The organism is Methylobacterium sp. 1A, assembly GCF_058072805.1.
Genome location: NZ_JBYQVE010000001.1, coordinates 2,909,963 through 2,926,823, shown reverse-complemented (window position 1 = coordinate 2,926,823; position 16,861 = coordinate 2,909,963). Strand labels below are relative to the sequence as shown.

Sequence of the window (16,861 nt, the reverse complement as noted above, 5' to 3'; positions counted from 1 at the left end):
TCACGGATCGACCGCCGATTCGCGCCCGTCCCGGGCACTCGACATCGGCAGAAGGATGCGGAACGCCGTGCGGCGCGGGGCGGGATCGCACTCGACGATCCCGCCGTGATCGCCGACGATCTTGGCCACCAAAGCAAGACCCAGGCCGGAGCCCTGCGCCTTGGTGGTGACGAACGGGTCGAACAGGTCGGGCAGCAGGTCGGCCGAGATGCCCGGGCCGTTGTCGCGCACCGCCACCTCGATCGGCAGGCTGACCCGCTCGCGGGAGCCCGGAACCTGCAGGCGCAGGCCGGTGCGGAAGGCGGTCGACAGGGTGATCTCGCCCTCGACCGCGTCCGGGCCGATCGCCTCGGCGGCGTTCTTCACGAGATTCAGGATCACTTGGATCAGCTGGTCGCGGTTGCCGAGCACCGGCGGCAGCGACGGGTCGTAGGTCTCGATGAACCGGATGTGCCGGGCGAAGCCCGACTGCGCCGAGCGCTTCACCTGGTCGAGCACCCCGTGGACGTTGACGGCGCCGCGATCCGAGGGGCGCTCGTCGCCGAACAGCTCCATGCGCTCGACGATGCGGACGATCCGGTCCGACTCGTCGCAGATCAGGCGGGTGAGCAGCCGGTCCTCCTCGGCACCGGTGCTCTCGAGGAGCTGCGCCGCGCCGCGGATGCCGGCGAGCGGGTTCTTGATCTCGTGGGCCAGCATCGCGCCGAGCGCCACCATCGAGCGCGCCGCGCCGCGATGGGTGAGCTGGCGATTCATCTTGTCGGCGATGGTGCGCTCCTGGAGCATCATCACCACGGCCTCGCCGTCGTCGCCGAGCGGCGTCGCGAACACGTCGACGCTGCGCTCCAGGCCGAGGCGCGGCTGGGTCAGCTCGACCCGGTACTCGCTGACGCTCGCGCGGCGCCGTCGGACCTCGGCCACGAGCGCGATGATCGGCGAGGCGAACGGGATGATGTCGCGCAGGCGCCGGCGCTGCATCAGCCGCGCCGAGTAGTCGAAGAACGCCTCCGCGGCGTGGTTGCAGTGGAGAATCTGCTCGTCGGCGCCGATGGTCAGGACCGGCAGCGGCAGCGCGTTCAGGACGGCCTCGGCGGCCGTGTCGCGCCGGGTGCCGGGTTCGCGCGGGAGGGGCTCGTCGCTCACGCGGCCTCCTGCACGGGGTTCGCCGCGTCCGCGAAGGCCCGGGCCAGCAGGTTGAGCGCGATCTCCGGGTCGGTGGTGGTGAGGAGGGTCGCGCGTTCCGCGGGACCCAGCGCGCCGCCGGTCTCGGCATAGGCGGCGAGGTGCTTGCGGGCGTGGCGCACGCCCATGTCGCGGCCGTAGAGCGACAGCAGCCCCGCGTAGTGTTCCGCGGCCAGGGCGGCCTGCGCGGCCCGGGACGGCTCCGCGGCCGGCCGGCCCGCGAGCGCCGCGGCGACTTGGCCGACCAGCCAGGGGCGGCCGGTCGCCGCACGGCCGATCATGACGCCCGCGGCGCCGGAGGCGTCCAGGCAGGCGCGGGCGCTGGCGAGGTCGGTCACGTCGCCGTTGGCGATCACCGGGATCGACACCGCCGCGACGACGGCCCGGATCGCCGACCAGTCGGCGCTGCCCTTGTAGAATTGCTGCCGGGTCCGCCCGTGAACCGTCACGGCGTTCAGGCCCAGCCGCTCGGCCCGGGCGGCGAGATCCGCGGCGTTGCGGCTCGCGTCGTCCCAGCCGAGGCGCATCTTCACCGTCACCGGGACCGACACCGCGCCCCGGACCGCGGCGAGCAGGCGCTCGGCGTGGTCGAGGTCGCGCATCAGGGCCGAGCCCGAGGCGATCCCCGTCACGATCTTGGCCGGGCAGCCCATGTTCACGTCGATCACGTCGGCGCCCCCGGCCTCTGCGATCCGGGCGGCCTCCGCCATCGGGCCCGCCTCGCAGCCCGCCAGTTGAACCACGTGCAGGTCGACCCCGGAGCCCTCGGCGCGCATCGCGGCCTCGCCGGACCCGCGCGCGAGTTCCCGGGCCGCCACCATCTCGGAGACGACCGCGTCGGCGCCGCAGCGGCGGGCGATGCGGCGCATGTGCAGGTCGGTGACGCCCGAGAGCGGCGCGAGCAGGCAGAGCGGGGCGGGATCGGTCCCGTTTGCCCCCTCCGCGGTCGCTTCCGCACGGCGCAGCGCGCTCAAATATTGGTCAGTCGTCATTCTGCACAACAATGAGGCAAAGCCGGTCCGCTGGCAAGCGGGACCGCGCGTTGATTTCGGGCCCTCCCCCGCTTAAACGACGGGCACCCTCCGCGGCAGGGTCACGGCGGCACGCCTGGCCCGCACGCTGGCCGCCATTCCGCCCCTCAGGACGTCACGAGCTCGTTGCCCATGCCCGCCACCGGCACGCCAGCCACCGGACCCGCCAGCGCGGAAGCCGGCGTCGCCGCGGTGGTGGTGGCGGCCGGACGCGGCATCCGCATCGGCGGCGGCACCCCCAAGCAGTACCGCCGCGTCGGCGGCCAGGCGGTCCTCACCCGCACCCTGGCGGCGCTCGCGGCGGACGATGCGATCGCGCGGATCCAGCCTGTGATCGCCGCCGACGCGGCGGAGTTCTTCCGCGACTGCCTGGAGGAACTCGCCCCCGCGATCCGCGCCAAGGTCGCGCCGCCGGTCGAGGGCGGCGCGACGCGCCAGCTCTCCGTGCGCGCCGGTCTCGAGGCCCTGGCCGCCGGCGACGCGCCCGAGATCGTGCTCGTCCACGATGCCGCCCGCCCCTACGTGGATTCCGCTTTGATCGCCCGGGCGATCGCGGCCGGCCGCGACCACGGGGCGGCCGTTCCGGGCGTGCCGGTCACCGACACGGTCAAGCGCGTCGTCGACATCGCGCCCGGCATCGGCCGGGTGCACGAGACCCCGCCGCGGGAGCACCTGCGCGCGGTCCAGACACCCCAGGCCTTCGTGTTCGGCCCGCTGCTCGGCGCCCACCGGGACGCCGCCGCGCAGGGCCTCGACGGTTTCACCGACGACGGCGCCCTCGCCGAATGGGCCGGCCTGCCGGTGGTGGTGTTCGCGGGCGACGTCGCCAACCGCAAGATCACCCAGCCCGCCGACCTGATCGAGGCGGACCGCGCCTTCGCGACCGAGACCACCGCATTGCCAGCGCCGGGAGCCCGCGCCATGACCACCTACGTGACCCGCCTCGGCACCGGCTTCGACGTGCACGCCTTCACCACCGGCGACCATGTCTGGCTGGGCGGGGTCAAGATCCCCGCCGACCGCGGCGTGCTCGCCCACTCGGACGGCGACGTCGCGCTGCACGCCCTGACCGACGCCCTGCTCGGGGCCATCGCGGACGGCGATATCGGCACCCACTTCCCGCCCTCCGACGAGCGCTGGCGCGGGGCTTCCTCGGACCAGTTCCTGGCCCATGCCTGCGACCTCGTCCGTGCCCGCGGCGGCCGCATCGACCACCTCGACATCACCGTGCTCGCCGAGGCCCCCCGCATCGGCAAGCACCGCGAGGAGATCCGCGCGCGCATCGCCGCCATCGCGGGCGTCCCGCTCTCGGCGGTCTCCATCAAGGCGACGACCACCGAGAAGCTCGGCTTCGTCGGCCGGGCGGAGGGGCTCGCCGCCCAGGCGGCCGCGACGGTCCGGCTGCCCGAGGAGGATGGCCCCGCCCTCGACGCGCAGGCCGAGACGGCGATGCGGCAGGGCTGAGCGGCCAGGACCGGGCGGCCAGGACCGGGCGCGTCGCGCTCGGTGTCAGGCCACCCGCACCAGCAGCGCGATCGCCGCGACGCCCAGGACCGCCATCGTCAGCAGGATGCCGCCGCCCCGGCAGGCGAACTGGCGCGGCGAGTTCGGGGGCGCGAACATCCCGAACGGGTGCAGGATCCGGGCGACCAGCAGGGCGACCAGCAGCGCCCGGACGAGCCCGTGGCTGCCGCCGCTCGCCTCCAGCAGGCCGATGACGATCAGGGCCAGCGGCACGTATTCCGCGAAATTGGCGTGCGAGCGCACGCGCCTGAGGACCGTGTCGTCGCCGCCGTCGCCGAGCAGCACGTTCCCGGAGACGCGGGCCCCGATCACCCATCCCGAGAGGCCGAGATACACGAGGGCGAGCAGCCCGGCGTAGAAGGCCGTGGTCGCGGGGAAGATCATGGAAGGGCTGTCTCCAGTCGGCGGCCGCCGGTCCTTGAGCCGGGCTCGGCCATGGGTCACAACAGGAGATAGGGCGGCGGCGCCCGAGGGGAGCCCGTTCGCGATGGTCGACGACGCAGAGCTTCTCGCCCGGGCCGAGGCGCTGGTTAACGCCTACGCGGCGGACGGGCGCACCGTCGCCACCGCCGAATCCTGCACGGGCGGCCTCGTGGCCGGGCTGCTCACCGCGGTGCCGGGCTCGTCGGCCGTCCTGGAGCGCGGCTTCGTCACCTACTCGAACGACGCGAAGGCCGAGGCGATCGGTGTGCCCATCGACCTGATCCGCCGGCACGGCGCGGTCAGCGAGCCCGTGGCGCGGGCGATGGCCGCCGGGGCGCTGGCCGCGTCGCGGGCCTCCGTCGCTGTCGCGATCACCGGCATCGCCGGCCCGGGGGGCGGGAGCACCGAGAAGCCGGTGGGGCTGGTGCATTTCGGCCTCAGTCGGCGAGATGGCGAGACGCGCCACCTGGAGCGGCGCTACGGCGATCTCGGGCGCGCGGGCATCCGCCGCGCCGCCGTGGCCGACGCGCTCGGTCTGTTGGAGGACGCCCTCGGCGACTGATCGCGGCACGGGAAGGACGGCCCACGGGTACGGTGACGACCCGCCTCTGCCTCGTCGGCGGGGGCCCCGCCCGGACGATGGCGGGCCTGCTCTTCGTCCGCGCGAGCCTCGACGTCACCGTTCTGGAGAAGCACGCGGACTTCCTGCGCGACTTCTGCGGCGAGACCATCCACCCCTCCGGCCGATGGACGAGCCGGGCTTCACCGAGCGCTTCCGCGCCCTCCCCCATTCAGTCCCGCGTGATCGCCGCGTCGCTGGCGGCCGACGTGCCGCTCCGGGCGCCGCTCGCCCTGCGCCTCCTCGACACCCTGCCGCGGCTTCAGGCCCTGCCGGCGCGGAGGATCGGGATGGATGTGCGGCCCGAGCACGTGCGCGTGTCGCTGCGGGCCTGACGCCATCCCTGCGCACCGTCTTTGCGAGCGCAGCGAAGCAATCCAGGGCAACGCCACATTCGGAGGCGTCCCATTTCCCTGGGTCGCTTCACGGTGCGCGCGAGGACGGCGGCTAAGCCCGCGCCCCGTACATCCGGTTCGCCCGCCCCTCGAAAGCGTCGGTGAACTTGCGGAAGGCGCGGTCGAACATCGTGCCCATGAGGAGCCCCAGGGTGCGGCTCTTGAACTCGTAGGTGATGAAGAAGTCGACGTTGCAGCCGCCGTCGGGGCCGTCCTTGAACAGCCAGCGGTTCTCCAAGTGCCGGAACGGGCCGTCGATGTACTCGGCGACGATCTTGAGACTCGCCGGATCGAGGGTGACCCGGGTGGTGAAGCGCTCGCGGATCGCCTTGTAGCCGACGCCCATCTCGGCGATCAGCACCTGGCCGCCCTCGGGCATGTCCTGCCGGCGGATCACCCGCAGGGATTCGCAGAGCGGCAGGAACTCGGGGTAGCGCTCCACGTCGGCGACGAGGTCGTACATCTGCTGCGGCGTGTGCTTCACCGCGCGGGTGACCCGGAAGGACGGCATGGTCTTCGGATATCCTCAGGCCGAGAGCGCGGGCGACAGTTTGGCCAGGCGCGCCGCCTGCAAACGCGCGAAATCCTCGCCGGCATGGTGCGACGAGCGCGTGAGCGGCGTGGCCGAGACCAGCAGGAAACCCTTGGCGTAGGCGGTGGTCTCGTAGGCCTTGAACTCGTCGGGGGGGACGAAGCGCACGACCTCGTGGTGCTTCTTCGACGGCTGCAGGTACTGGCCGATGGTGAGGAAGTCGACGTCGGCCGAGCGCAGGTCGTCCATGAGCTGGAGCACCTCGTTCCGCTCCTCGCCGAGCCCGACCATGATGCCGGACTTGGTGAAGATCGTCGGGTCGAGCTCCTTCACCCGCTGCAGCAGGCGCACCGAGTGGAAGTAGCGGGCACCCGGCCGCACCGTGAGGTACTTGGCCGGCACCGTCTCCAGGTTGTGATTGAACACGTCGGGCTTGGCGGCGACCACGACCTCCAGCGCCCCGTCCTTGCGCAGGAAGTCGGGCGTCAGGATCTCGACGGTCGTGCCGGGGCTCGCGAGCCGGATGGCCGCGATGGTCCGGGCGAAGTGCTCGGCGCCGCCGTCCTTCAGGTCGTCCCGGTCCACCGAGGTGATGACCACGTGGTGCAGGCCGAGCTTGGCCACCGAATCGGCGATCTTGTCCGGCTCGCCCAGGTCGAGGGCGTCGGGCAGGCCGGTGCGCACGTTGCAGAAGGCGCAGGCCCGCGTGCAGGTGTCGCCCATGATCATGAAGGTGGCGTGCCGCTTCTCCCAGCACTCGCCGATATTCGGGCAGCCCGCCTCCTCGCAGACCGTGACCAGACCGTGCTCGCGCACGATCTTCTGCGTCTCGGACCAGGCCCTGGAGCCCGGCGCCTTCACGCGGATCCAGTCCGGCTTCTTGGCCTGGACGGGCTGGTCGGGCCGGTGCGCCTTCTCGGGGTGGCGCAGGCGGACCGGCCGCGGATCGTTCTTCAGGGTGTCGAGGACGACGGCCATGGGTCGGGGGCACACCGCGGGCAAGCGCCCCAGGGGCGCGGTCGGGATCGCCCTGACTTAAGGCCCAAGGCCGCGCGCCGCAAACCGCCGCGACGCCGGGCCGCCCCGCGGTGGTTGAGGGTGCGGCCGTTCCGTCAGATCCCCAACGCCCGGACGAAGAGCCCGGCCAGCACCGCCCCGACCAGGGGCGCGGCCACCGGGATCAGCGCGTAGCCCCAGTCGGAGCTGCCCTTGCCGGCGATCGGCAGCACCGCGTGGGCGACGCGCGGCCCGAGGTCGCGGGCCGGATTGATGGCGTAGCCGGTGGTACCGCCGAGCGACAGGCCGATGCCCCAGACCAGCATGCCGACCATGTAGGGCGCGACGGCCCGCGGGATCGCGCCGGCCGAGCCCAGGGTGGTGGTCACGAGGGCGGAGATCGTCAGGATCAGGAAGAAGGTCGCGATGATCTCGGAGATCCAGTTGGCCTTCGCGTCGCGGATCGCCGGGCCGGTGCAGAAGCAGGCGAGCTTGAGGCCGGGATCCTGGGTCGCGCCCCAGTGCGGCAGGTAGTGGAGCCAGACCAGCACGGCGCCCACGAAGGCGCCGAGCATCTGGGCCGGGATGTAGACGGGGATCTTGCTGAAATCGCCGGAACTGACCGCGCCCGCCACGGTGACGGCCGGGTTGATATGGGCGTCGGCGCTGCCGGTGGCGTTGGCCACGAAGACGCCCGCGAGGACCGCGAAGGCCCAGCCCGCCGTGATGGCGATCCAGCCGGCATTCTCGCCCTTGGAATGCTTGAGCAGGGCGCCGGCCACGACGCCGTCGCCGAGCACGATCAGGGTCATCGTGCCCAGGAATTCGCCCAGGAAGGGTGATGTCATCGTCTCGTCTCCCCCGTTCGCTGCTTTTTGTGAAAGTTCAAAGCTTTGGCGAGCGCGTGAACGCCGGTGGCGGTCACCGAATGGTTACGCAGATCCGGGGCGGCGCCCTCTCCTGCGGTATCGGAGCGCCCCGGAGGCCTCTTCGAAGGCCTCCGGGGATCCCGCGGCGATCTGGAGCGCTTCTTCGAGGCCGCCGCGCAGCGGCTCCGGATGCGGGCGCGAGTGGGACTGCGCGGGGCGTGTGCGCCCCGAGCCCGTCTCAATCCTCGTCGGTCTTCCAGTCGAAGGAGCGCTGCACCGCCCGGCTCCAGGCGGCGGCGATCTTCTCGCGCTGGCCGGCATCCATCTTCGGCGTCCAGCGCTTGTCGACGCCCCAGTTGCGCTTGAGGTCGTCGAGGCCCTTCCAGTAGCCGACCGCGAGACCCGCCGCGTAGGCGGCGCCGAGCGCCGTGGTCTCGGCCACCTTCGGGCGCACCACCGGCACGTCGAGCAGGTCGGACTGGAACTGCATCAGGGTGTTGTTGGCGACCATGCCGCCGTCGGCCCGCAACTCCTTGACGGGGATGCCCGAATCCTTGGCCATGGCCTGCAGCACCTCGCGGGTCTGGAAGGCGGTCGCCTCCAGCACCGAGCGGGCGATGTGGCCGCGGTTGACGTAGCGGGTCAGGCCGATGATCAGGCCGCGGGCGCCCTCGTTCCAGTGCGGCGCGTAGAGGCCCGAGAAGGCCGGCACGAAGTAGACGCCGCCGTTGTCCTCGACCGTCGTGGCGAGCGTCTCGACCTCGGCGGAATCCTTGATCATGTGCAGGTTGTCGCGCAGCCACTGCACCAGGGCGCCCGTGATGGCGATCGAGCCCTCCAGCGCGTAGGCCGGCTTCTGGCCGTCCAGGCGGTAGGCCAGCGTGGTGACGAGGCCGGCCTTCGACGGGACCGGCTCCTCGCCGGTGTTCATCAGCGCGAAGCAGCCGGTGCCGTAGGTGTTCTTGGCCTCGCCCGGCGCGAAGCAGGTCTGGCCGAACAGGGCCGCCTGCTGGTCGCCCAGGATGCCGGCGATCGGCACGCCCGCGAACGGAGCCCTGGTCTCGCCGTAGACCTCGCTCGACGAGACGATCTTCGGCAGCATCGCCCGCGGGATGCCGAAGGTCGACAGCATGCCCTCGTCCCAGTCGAGGGTCTTCAGCGACATGAGCTGCGTGCGGCTGGCGTTGGTCACGTCGGTGACGTGGAGGCCGCCCTCGGTGCCGCCGGTCAGGTTCCAGACGAGCCACGTGTCGATGTTGCCGAACAGCACGTCCCCGGCCTCGGCCTTCTGCCGGGCGCCCTCGACGTGGTCGAGCAGCCAGCGCAGCTTGAGGCCGGAGAAGTAGCTCGCCAGCGGCAGGCCGGTGAGATCGCGGAACCGGTCGCGGCCGCCGTCGCGGGCGAACTCGCCCACCAGCCGGTCGTTGCGGGTGTCCTGCCAGACCAGGGCGTTGTGCAGGGGCTTGCCGGTCGTCCGGTCCCAGATCAGCGTGGTCTCGCGCTGGTTGGTGATGCCGACTGCCGCGAGGTCGGAGGGCTGGAGCCCGCCCTTCTCCAGGGCCTCGCGCATCACGCTCTGGGTCTTCGTCCAGATCTCCGTGGCGTCGTGCTCGACGTGGCCGGGAGCCGGGTAGATCTGCGCGTGCTCGGCCTGGGCGAGCGCGATCACGCTGCCCTCCCGGTCGAACACGATGAAGCGGCTGCTGGTTGTGCCCTGGTCGATGGCCCCGACGTAACGGCTCATCGTTCCCTCCCCTAGATGGCCCGACCGGTCTGTCGCCGGATCGGGTTCGAATGCGTCAGGCGGCCTCGGCCCTGCGGTCGAGGTAGGCGGCGAGGCGCGCGGCGCTCTCCGCGCCGGTGCGCAGACCGAGCTTGGAGCGCCGCCACAGGATGTCTTCGGCGGTGACCGCCCACTCCTCGGTGCGCAGGTAGTCGACCTCGGCCGCCGTGAGGCCGCCGTCGAAGGCCTCGCCGAGATCCGCCAGGGACTGCGCCGTCCCGACGATGTCCCGGGCCCGGATGCCGTAGGCGCGGGCGAGGCGGCGGGCGGTCTCCTCCGGCAGGAACGGCGTCTCGGCCCGCAGCTTGGCGAGGAACTGGTCGAAATCGGCGTCCTTCATGGCGCCGCCCGGCAGGACCGCGTCGCCGGTCCAGGACTTCCCAAGGTGCGGGAAGTAGGGCTTCAGCTTCTCGAGCGCGTGCTCGGCGAGCCGCCGGTAGGTCGTGATCTTGCCGCCGAAGACCGACAGCACCGCAGCCGCCCCGCCCTGGTCCTCCACGTCGAGGACGTAGTCGCGGGTCACGGCCGACGCGTTCTCGGCCGCGTCGTCGTAGAGCGGGCGCACGCCCGAGTAGCTCCAGACCACGTCGGCCGGGGTGATCGTCGTGTCGAAGGAGCGGTTGATGCAGCCGCAGAGGTAGTCGGTCTCGCTCTCGGAGATCGAGACCGGGCCGGGCTCGCCCTCGTAGGGGACGTCGGTGGTGCCGATCAGCGTGAAGTCGCGCTCGTAGGGGATCGCGAAGATGATGCGCTTGTCGGGCTGCTGCAGGATGTAGGCCTGATCGCCCGCGAACAGGCGCTTGACCACGATGTGGCTGCCCTTGATCAGCCGCACCGCCGCGCGGCTGTTGATGCCGAGCGTGCCGCCGAGCGTCTCGCTGACCCACGGGCCGGCGGCGTTGACGACGGCCTTCGCGCGGATCGTCCGCTCGGTGCCGCCGCGCTCGTCGCGCAGCGTCGCGACCCAGCCGTCACCCTCGCGCCGGGCCGAGACGACACCGGTGCGGGTCATCACCGTGGCGCCGCGCTCGCGGGCGTCCATGGCGTTGAGCACCACGAGGCGGCTGTCCTCGACCCAGCAGTCGGAATAGACGAAGCCGCGCGTCAGGCGCCGCTGCAGCGGCGCCCCGTAGGCGGAGCTGCGCAGGTCGACCCCGTGCGAGCCCGGGAGCGTGCGCAGCCGCGCGAGGTGATCGTAGAGGAACAGGCCGAGCCGCAGCATCCAGGCCGGGCGCAGGCCCTCGTCGTGGGGCAGGACGAAGCGCAGGGGCCAGATCACGTGCGGGGCGAGCCGCAGCAGCCGCTCGCGCTCGGCGAGCGCCTCACGAACGAGGCGGAACTCGTAGTATTCGAGGTAGCGCAGGCCGCCGTGGATCAGCTTCGTCGACGACGAGGAGGTGAAGCCGGCCAAGTCACCGCGCTCGGCCAGCAGGACCGACAGACCCCGGCCGGCCGCGTCCCGGGCGATGCCCGTGCCGTTGATGCCGCCGCCGATGATCAGGAGATCGTAGGCGTCGGACGGCTCGCGCTGTCGCGGTGCAGCCGCCATGGTTCCTCCTGGGCCGCCTTGGTGGCGGTTCGGCACTATATTGACGCGGCGGTCGGCTTTCGCAAGCGAAAAATCGATGTTCGTTACGGTTCGTCAGCGCTGTCGGCGACCGCCAAGTTGACGCCCAGGCGCTCCATGAGCGTGACGATCTCGGCCGGTGGCGCCCGGTCGGTGAAGAAGGTGTCGACCTGCTCCAGGCGCCCGACCTGGACCATGGGCCGCCGCGTGAACTTGGTGTGGTCGGCCACCAGGAAGGTTTTCCGGGCATGGGCCAGGATGGTCTGGGTCGCCCGCACCTCCTCGTAATCGTAGTCGAGGAGCGCCCCGTCGCCGTCGATGCCGCTGATGCCGATCACCGCCACGTCGACCCGGAACTGGCTGAGCGTGTCGCAGGTGAGCTGACCCAGCACCGCACCGTCGCGGTTCCGCACGGTGCCGCCCGCCACGACGATGCGGAACTCGGTCGTCTCGGCGAGCGAGATCGCCACGTTGAGGTTGTTGGTGATGATGCTGAGATCGTCGTGTCGGGTCAGCTCGCGGGCGACGGCCTCCGGTGTCGTGCCGATGTTGATGAAGACCGAGCAGTGCGACGGGATACGGCTCGCCGCGAGGCGGCCGATCCGGCTCTTCTCCGGCAGCAGGGTCACCCGCCGGTCGGCGTAATCGATGTTCTCGACGCTGGAGGGCAGGCCGCCGCCGCCGCGGTAGCGCTCCAGCCGCCCCTCGGCGCTCAGCTCGTTGAGGTCGCGCCGGATCGTCTGGACGGTGACGCCGAACTGCGCCGCCAGGGCCTCGATCGTCACGAAGCCGCGCTGGCGGACCGAGGCGACGATCGCGCTGCGCCGCCCCTCGACACCGGTCGCCTCGATCCTGTCGTCGGATCTCCGGTCGAGCGGTCGTGACATCGATACTCCCTCGCCTTCGTGAGGCCGTCGCACCGCTGTACTGATTGCCGGACGATGTTCGTTTGCGAACATGTTCGGGCGTCGCGGCTTTCGCACAACTCTGGACCGCGCCGCGCCGGCCGGCAACAGTCGGACGGCACGCGTCGACCGGACTGCACTATGCTTCAGGCCCGCACGACGGGCACTTCGCCTGCGACCGGGCATAAAAAAGGCCTGCCGCGGGTGCGACAGGCCGAGCCACCCGGACGACGCCTGCGGCGCGTCCCGGTGTTCGCCACTCACATGTGGTGGCGCATCCGGCGATGATGCTTCATCCGCTTGTGCTTCATGCGCTTGCGCATCATCGGACGCGCAGCCGGAGCGGCTCCCTGCTCCATCGCGGCCGCCTCGCCGGCGCGCTCCAGGCCGCCACGCGGGCCGCCGGCCTGCGCGCCCGAGGCGTTGTAGGGCGAGTTGCCCTGGGCGTAGGCGGAGCCCGCGAGGAGCGTCAGCGACGCGGCGGCCAACAGAAGTTTCCTCATCGTCAATCCCTGGCGTAGACCGGCGCAGGCAAAGCGCCGCGCCTCGTCAGGCGCGTTGCCGCTGCGTCGGAAAATAAGCGGCTCAGGCGAGACTTGGTTCCGCGTCATCGCGCCCGTGCGGCGCACAATTGCCGGCAGCGTTAACTCGGCCTATGTCGCGACCCGTCCCGGCCCGGCCGCGACCGAGCAACAGGGGAGCGGGTGGCGGTGGCCAGCAGCGGTTCGGCCTATCTCCTGCTGGATCTCGCCGGCACGGCCTGCGCCCTGCCCCGCGGTGCGGTCGCCGAGATCCTGCCGCTGCCGGATCTGCACGCGCCGCCCGCTTCCGGCAGCTGGCTCACCGGATTCCTCAATCTCGGCGGCACGCCGGTCCCGGTCGTCGACCTCGCGGCGCTGCTCGGCCTGCGCCCGGCCGGCGCGACGCCCGGTCTCTACGCCCATCTCGCGCTGATGCAGGGCGAGGCCGTCGCGTACCTCGTCGATCGCGTGGCGGACCTCGCGACCGTCCCGGATTCCGCGATCCGGCCGGCCGAGGCGGCCGACACGCTCAACGGCTGCGTCGCGGCCGAGCTCGTCCTCGGCGAGCGCCTCGTCCACGCTCTGGCGCCGGAGCGCCTCCTGACCGTGCAGGAACGGGCCCGCGTCGACGCCCTGGCCCGGGCGGCCGCCGAACGTCTCGCCGCGCTGCCGCACGCCGTCTGACCGCGCGATGGCCCGACCGGGGAATCCCCGTCCCGACCTGAGTGCCGATCCCGCCTACGCGCCGCTCAAGGCGCGGATCATCGCGCGCACCGGCCACCACTACTACACCGACAAGGACGAGCTGCTGATCGAGCGGCTGCACCGCCGGTTCCGCGCCGCCGCCGTAGGCGATTGCGCCGCCTACGCGGCCCTCCTGTCGAGCGGCGCGGAAGGCGAGGCGGAATGGGCCCGGCTGGAAGCTGAGATCACCGTCGGCGAGACGTTCTTCTTCCGCTACGCCGAGCAGTTCAGCGCGCTGCGCGCGATGATCCTGCCGGCGCTGATCGCGGCGCGGGCGTCCGAGCGCGTCCTGCGGATCTGGAGCGCGGGCTGCTCCACCGGGGCCGAGGCCTATTCCCTGGCGATCCTGGTGCACGAGCTGCTCGGCGACGCCCTGCCCGAGTGGCGGGTGGCGATCCTCGGCACCGACATCAGCGTCGAGGCGCTCGCCACGGCCCGCGCCGCCGAGTACGGCCGCTGGGCGCTCCGGACCATGCCGCCGGAGGACCGGCTCCGCTACTTCACCCGGCTGCCGCCCGCGCCGGGCATCCGGCGCGAGGGCGGCTACGCCCTCCGGCCCGAATACCGCGGTCCGGTCCGGTTCGAGCGCGGCAACCTGCTGAGCCTCGTCGAGCCGGGGCCGCCGCAGGGCGAGCCCTTCGACCTGATCCTCTGCCGGAACGTGCTGATCTACTTCGATGCCCGGACGGTCGCCGCGGTGGTGCGCGGGCTGGGCCGCAGGCTGCGGCCGGAGGGCTGGCTGCTCCTCGGCCACGCCGAGCCGAGTCCCGCCTTCGCGAGCTTCCTCGACGCCGTCAGCCTGCCCGGGACCGTGGCCTACCGACCGCGCGCCGAGGCGCCGCCGGTCGCGCCATCGGTCGACCTGTCCGGTGGGCCCGCACCGGACCCCGTCCCTCCGGCGCGACAGGCGACGGAGCCGCCCCCGGCGGATCCTGACCCGGGCCAGTCCGGGGCCGCAGAGGCCGACGCCGCGGCCGTTCCCGCCCCGGACCCGGTCGCCGCACCCGGCACCGGTCCGGCTCCCGCAGCGCCCGAGAGCCGGGAGGACCGGCCGGAAGAGGAGGACGCCATCGACCTCGACCGGATCCGCGCGCTGGCCGATTCCGGCGAGACCGGAGCGGCCTGGCGGGCGCTGCGGGGCGCCCTCGACCGCGATCCGACCGACACCGCCCTGCGCTTCTACGAGGGCCTCCTGGCCCGCACCCTCGGACGCGACGCCGAGGCCGAGCGGGCGCTGCGGGCCGCGCTCTACCTCGACCGCGGTTTCGTGATGGCCCACTACCACCTCGGCCTGCTGCTGATCGCGCTGCGACGGCCGCACGAGGCGCTCCGCGCCCTCGACAACGCCGTCGCCTTGAGTCAAGCCCTCGGGCCGGACACGGCGCTGCCCGAGGGCGACGGCGCCTCCGCGGGCGAGATCGCGGCCAGCGCGGCCGCGGCCCGCGCCGCGCTCGGCGGCGCCGGCAGCAGGAGGTCCTGATGGGCGCAGGCCCGAGTGCACAGGGCGGCCGTCCGCGGCCGGAGCGGGACCTGCGCGCCGAGCGCGCCGCCGCCCTCGCCCGGCGCGGTGCCGCGGCGGCCGCGACCGATTCGGGCGTCGATCACCTCGTCTGCGCCTGCGGCGGCGAGCGCTACGGCGTGCCGCTGGCGGCTGTCGCCCAGGTCCTGCCGTCGCGCCCCGCCACGCCGATGCCCGGGGCGGTGCCGGCGCTGGACGGTCTCGTCGCCCTGTCCGGGCGGATCGTCGGCGTGCTCAGCCTCGCCCGGGCCCTCGGCCGGCCGGATCCTGCGTCCGACGCCGACGCGGCGGCGGGCCACATGATCGTGCTGCGCGGCGTCCACCCCCAGCCCCTCGCCCTCGCTGTGGACCGGGTCCTGGGCATCGCCCGGGCCCCTGGCGCGGTCGCCGCGGCCGGCGCCGAGGCGGCCGATCCCGACCGCTTGGGCAACGAGGCCGCCTCGGTCTATGCCCCGGCCTCCGGGGCGGCGGGCGACGGCCGTCCCGACTTCGTCGTCATCGACCTCCCCCGCCTCCTGCGCCGCGCGCTGCCCTGACCGGGCCGCCTGCCACAACCGGAGCCATCCCCGCCCGTGTCGCTCTCGATCGGAAAACGCATCCTCCTCGGCTTCTTCGCCATCACGGTGGTGGTGGTGGCGCTCGGCCTCTACGCCCTGGAGCAGATCGGCGCGGTGCGCGACACGACCGACGCGATCGTCCGGCGGGACATGACGATCCTGCGCCAGCTCGACGATCTCGGGAACGACGCGCGCGACCTCGGTCTCCTGCGCCGCACGGCCGTGATCACGATGCTGATGCAGGCCCAGGGGCGCGCGACCCAGGCCGGCGACACCCTGGCGGCTTGGCGCCAGACCGCGGCCCAGGTCGAGAACCGGCTCGCCACGACGATCCAGCTCGCCACCCAGTACCGGACGCAGGTCGTATCCGCCGAGCGCGTCGCGGCCTGGGACCGCATCGCCGCGGCGGCGACCGCGGTCCAGGGCTCGTTCCGCGAGGTCAGGGCGCAGGGCGAGGCGCAGTTCGCCGCCATCGCCCAGCAGGACGTCGCGGCGGTCGAGGCCCGCAACGCGGAGATCGCGCGGCTGCAGGCACCCTTCCTCGAGGGGATCAAGAACCTCCGCTCGCAGCTCGACGGCGGCATGGCGCTGGGCCAGCGCGCCGCGCAGGAGGTCTACGAGCGCTCGCGCCTCTCGATCTACCTGACCCTGGCCGCCGCGGTGCTGCTGGCGATCCTGATCACGTGGCTGATCAGCCGCGCGGTGGTGCGGCCGCTCGAGACGGTCATGGCCTTCGTCGGCCGCGTCGGCGAGGGTGACCTGTCCGGCCAGCTGGCGGCGGGCGGGCGCGACGAGATCGGCCGTCTGAGCACGACGCTGAACACGATGGTCTCGGGTCTGTCGGACCTTGCGCGGACGAACCGGGCGGCGACGGCGGACCTGAACGCGGCCGCGGCCGAGATCCGCGCCTCGGCGCAGGAGCAGGCGGCCTCGGTCGAGCAGCAGTTCGCCGCCGTGCAGGAGACCGCCGCCACGGTGGACGAGATCACCCATTCGGGGGCGCAGATCTCCAAGCGCGCCACCGAGGTGATCGCCACCGCCCAGGCCACCGCCCAGACCTCGCGCCAGGGCCTGCGCGCGGTGTCCGACACCGCCAAGGCCATGGACGCGATCCGCGAGCAGGCGGAGGCGGTGGCCGGCAACATCGTCAGCCTGTCGGAGAAGACCCAGACGATCGGCGACATCATCGAGACGGTCAACGACATCTCGGAGCGCACGCACCTGCTGGCGCTGAACGCCGCCATCGAGGCGGCCGCGGCCGGCGAGAGCGGGCGCAGCTTCTCGGTGGTGGCCTCGGAGATGAAGCTCCTGGCCGACCAGGCCAAGGCGGCCACGGGGCAGGTGCGGGGGATCCTGGGCGAGATCCAGCGGGGCATCAACACGTCGGTGATGCTGACCGAGGAGGCGGTCAAGCGCGCGGCGGCGGGCAAGACGCGCTCGGACACGACGCAGCGCACGATCGAGGAGATCACCGCGCGGGTGGAGGAGAACGTGCAGACGTTCCAGCAGATTGTGGCCTCGACCAACCAGCAGCAGCTGGGCATCGAGCAGGTGATGGGGGCGCTGCAGAACATCCGCCAGGCCAGCCAGCAGACCGCGGCCGGCACGCGGCAGGTCGAGGCCGCCTCCGCCAACCTCACCGAACTCGCCCAGGCCCTCATGGCCCTGGCCGAACGATACCGGCACTGAGGCGG

At 72.6% G+C, this 16,861-nt stretch carries 16 protein-coding genes and 1 pseudogene; 7 read left to right on the top strand and 10 right to left on the bottom strand.

Going from position 1 to position 16,861, the window contains the following annotated elements:
• Together ACX9MN_RS14340 and dusB are read right to left on the bottom strand one after the other, a co-directional pair.
• Window positions 1-1,143 (bottom strand): two-component system sensor histidine kinase NtrB, encoded by a 1,143-nt coding sequence (locus ACX9MN_RS14340; RefSeq protein ID WP_020095410.1) that lies wholly within the window; start codon window positions 1,141-1,143, stop codon window positions 1-3.
• Window positions 1,140-2,174 carry a tRNA dihydrouridine synthase DusB gene (gene dusB, locus ACX9MN_RS14335; RefSeq protein ID WP_489724749.1) on the bottom strand — a complete coding sequence of 345 codons (1,035 nt, stop codon included), beginning with the start codon at window positions 2,172-2,174 and terminating at the stop codon, window positions 1,140-1,142. Before dusB ends, ACX9MN_RS14340 begins: the two co-directional genes overlap by 4 nt.
• Window positions 2,175-2,345: 171 nt before the next feature.
• On the opposite strand from dusB, the gene ACX9MN_RS14330 reads away from it, so the two are divergent.
• On the top strand, window positions 2,346-3,677 hold the full coding sequence (locus ACX9MN_RS14330) for a bifunctional 2-C-methyl-D-erythritol 4-phosphate cytidylyltransferase/2-C-methyl-D-erythritol 2,4-cyclodiphosphate synthase (RefSeq protein ID WP_489724748.1): 1,332 nt from the start codon (window positions 2,346-2,348) through the stop codon (window positions 3,675-3,677).
• 45 nt (window positions 3,678-3,722) lie between these two features.
• On the opposite strand, the gene ACX9MN_RS14325 is transcribed toward ACX9MN_RS14330, so the two are convergent.
• Complete coding sequence (locus tag ACX9MN_RS14325) at window positions 3,723-4,121, bottom strand: MAPEG family protein (RefSeq protein WP_489724747.1); 399 nt, start codon at window positions 4,119-4,121, stop codon at window positions 3,723-3,725.
• A gap of 103 nt (window positions 4,122-4,224) precedes the next feature.
• Between ACX9MN_RS14325 and ACX9MN_RS14320 the strand changes: the two genes are divergently transcribed.
• Together ACX9MN_RS14320 and ACX9MN_RS14315 are read left to right on the top strand one after the other, a co-directional pair.
• Entirely contained in the window at window positions 4,225-4,722 is a 498-nt protein-coding gene (locus tag ACX9MN_RS14320; RefSeq protein WP_331298866.1) for a CinA family protein, read from the top strand.
• A gap of 77 nt (window positions 4,723-4,799) precedes the next feature.
• Window positions 4,800-4,948: pseudogene (locus ACX9MN_RS14315) on the top strand (FAD-dependent oxidoreductase); the annotation flags it as partial.
• A gap of 278 nt (window positions 4,949-5,226) precedes the next feature.
• On the opposite strand, the gene ACX9MN_RS14310 reads toward ACX9MN_RS14315, so the two are convergent.
• From ACX9MN_RS14310 to ACX9MN_RS14280, 7 genes are all read right to left on the bottom strand, one after another.
• Window positions 5,227-5,685, bottom strand: a complete 459-nt coding sequence (locus ACX9MN_RS14310; protein ID WP_020095415.1) for a type II toxin-antitoxin system RatA family toxin — start codon at window positions 5,683-5,685, stop codon at window positions 5,227-5,229.
• Between the two features lie 15 nt (window positions 5,686-5,700).
• Entirely contained in the window at window positions 5,701-6,684 is a 984-nt protein-coding gene (lipA, locus tag ACX9MN_RS14305) for a lipoyl synthase (RefSeq protein ID WP_489724746.1), read from the bottom strand.
• A 134-nt stretch (window positions 6,685-6,818) separates the two neighbouring features.
• Window positions 6,819-7,550, bottom strand: a complete 732-nt coding sequence (locus tag ACX9MN_RS14300; protein WP_020095417.1) for an MIP/aquaporin family protein — start codon at window positions 7,548-7,550, stop codon at window positions 6,819-6,821.
• Window positions 7,551-7,809: 259 nt separating this feature from the next.
• Window positions 7,810-9,315 (bottom strand): glycerol kinase GlpK, encoded by a 1,506-nt coding sequence (glpK, locus tag ACX9MN_RS14295; RefSeq protein WP_100252358.1) that lies wholly within the window; start codon window positions 9,313-9,315, stop codon window positions 7,810-7,812.
• Window positions 9,316-9,370: 55 nt separating this feature from the next.
• Window positions 9,371-10,903 (bottom strand): glycerol-3-phosphate dehydrogenase, encoded by a 1,533-nt coding sequence (gene glpD, locus ACX9MN_RS14290; protein ID WP_489724745.1) that lies wholly within the window; start codon window positions 10,901-10,903, stop codon window positions 9,371-9,373.
• 83 nt (window positions 10,904-10,986) lie between these two features.
• Complete coding sequence (locus ACX9MN_RS14285) at window positions 10,987-11,808, bottom strand: DeoR/GlpR family DNA-binding transcription regulator (RefSeq protein WP_489724744.1); 822 nt, start codon at window positions 11,806-11,808, stop codon at window positions 10,987-10,989.
• 278 nt (window positions 11,809-12,086) lie between these two features.
• A complete protein-coding gene (locus tag ACX9MN_RS14280) occupies window positions 12,087-12,329 on the bottom strand; it encodes a hypothetical protein (protein ID WP_026605287.1) in 243 nt (80 codons plus the stop codon).
• A 207-nt stretch (window positions 12,330-12,536) separates the two neighbouring features.
• On the opposite strand from ACX9MN_RS14280, the gene ACX9MN_RS14275 reads away from it, so the two are divergent.
• The 4 genes from ACX9MN_RS14275 to ACX9MN_RS14260 are packed head-to-tail and all read left to right on the top strand — an operon-like array spanning window position 12,537 to window position 16,856.
• Entirely contained in the window at window positions 12,537-13,031 is a 495-nt protein-coding gene (locus tag ACX9MN_RS14275; protein ID WP_489724743.1) for a chemotaxis protein CheW, read from the top strand.
• Between the two features lie 7 nt (window positions 13,032-13,038).
• Window positions 13,039-14,571 carry a CheR family methyltransferase gene (locus ACX9MN_RS14270; RefSeq protein ID WP_489724742.1) on the top strand — a complete coding sequence of 511 codons (1,533 nt, stop codon included), beginning with the start codon at window positions 13,039-13,041 and terminating at the stop codon, window positions 14,569-14,571.
• Complete coding sequence (locus ACX9MN_RS14265; RefSeq protein WP_091684002.1) at window positions 14,571-15,146, top strand: chemotaxis protein CheW; 576 nt, start codon at window positions 14,571-14,573, stop codon at window positions 15,144-15,146. The genes ACX9MN_RS14270 and ACX9MN_RS14265 overlap by 1 nt, the downstream gene beginning before the upstream one ends.
• Before the next feature lie 36 nt (window positions 15,147-15,182).
• Window positions 15,183-16,856 (top strand): methyl-accepting chemotaxis protein, encoded by a 1,674-nt coding sequence (locus ACX9MN_RS14260; RefSeq protein WP_489724741.1) that lies wholly within the window; start codon window positions 15,183-15,185, stop codon window positions 16,854-16,856.
• Window positions 16,857-16,861 lie beyond the last annotated feature (5 nt).

What these genes read in the sequence shown, in the direction of transcription:
- dusB (WP_489724749.1), bottom strand. Translation starts at nt 2,174, where the DNA reads ATGACGACTGACCAATATTTGAGCGCGCTGCGCCGTGCGGAAGCGACC.
- ACX9MN_RS14330 (WP_489724748.1), top strand. Translation starts at nt 2,346, where the DNA reads ATGCCCGCCACCGGCACGCCAGCCACCGGACCCGCCAGCGCGGAAGCC.
- ACX9MN_RS14325 (WP_489724747.1), bottom strand. Translation starts at nt 4,121, where the DNA reads ATGATCTTCCCCGCGACCACGGCCTTCTACGCCGGGCTGCTCGCCCTC.
- ACX9MN_RS14320 (WP_331298866.1), top strand. Translation starts at nt 4,225, where the DNA reads ATGGTCGACGACGCAGAGCTTCTCGCCCGGGCCGAGGCGCTGGTTAAC.
- ACX9MN_RS14310 (WP_020095415.1), bottom strand. Translation starts at nt 5,685, where the DNA reads ATGCCGTCCTTCCGGGTCACCCGCGCGGTGAAGCACACGCCGCAGCAG.
- lipA (WP_489724746.1), bottom strand. Translation starts at nt 6,684, where the DNA reads ATGGCCGTCGTCCTCGACACCCTGAAGAACGATCCGCGGCCGGTCCGC.
- ACX9MN_RS14300 (WP_020095417.1), bottom strand. Translation starts at nt 7,550, where the DNA reads ATGACATCACCCTTCCTGGGCGAATTCCTGGGCACGATGACCCTGATC.
- glpK (WP_100252358.1), bottom strand. Translation starts at nt 9,315, where the DNA reads ATGAGCCGTTACGTCGGGGCCATCGACCAGGGCACAACCAGCAGCCGC.
- glpD (WP_489724745.1), bottom strand. Translation starts at nt 10,903, where the DNA reads ATGGCGGCTGCACCGCGACAGCGCGAGCCGTCCGACGCCTACGATCTC.
- ACX9MN_RS14285 (WP_489724744.1), bottom strand. Translation starts at nt 11,808, where the DNA reads ATGTCACGACCGCTCGACCGGAGATCCGACGACAGGATCGAGGCGACC.
- ACX9MN_RS14280 (WP_026605287.1), bottom strand. Translation starts at nt 12,329, where the DNA reads ATGAGGAAACTTCTGTTGGCCGCCGCGTCGCTGACGCTCCTCGCGGGC.
- ACX9MN_RS14270 (WP_489724742.1), top strand. Translation starts at nt 13,039, where the DNA reads ATGGCCCGACCGGGGAATCCCCGTCCCGACCTGAGTGCCGATCCCGCC.
- ACX9MN_RS14265 (WP_091684002.1), top strand. Translation starts at nt 14,571, where the DNA reads ATGGGCGCAGGCCCGAGTGCACAGGGCGGCCGTCCGCGGCCGGAGCGG.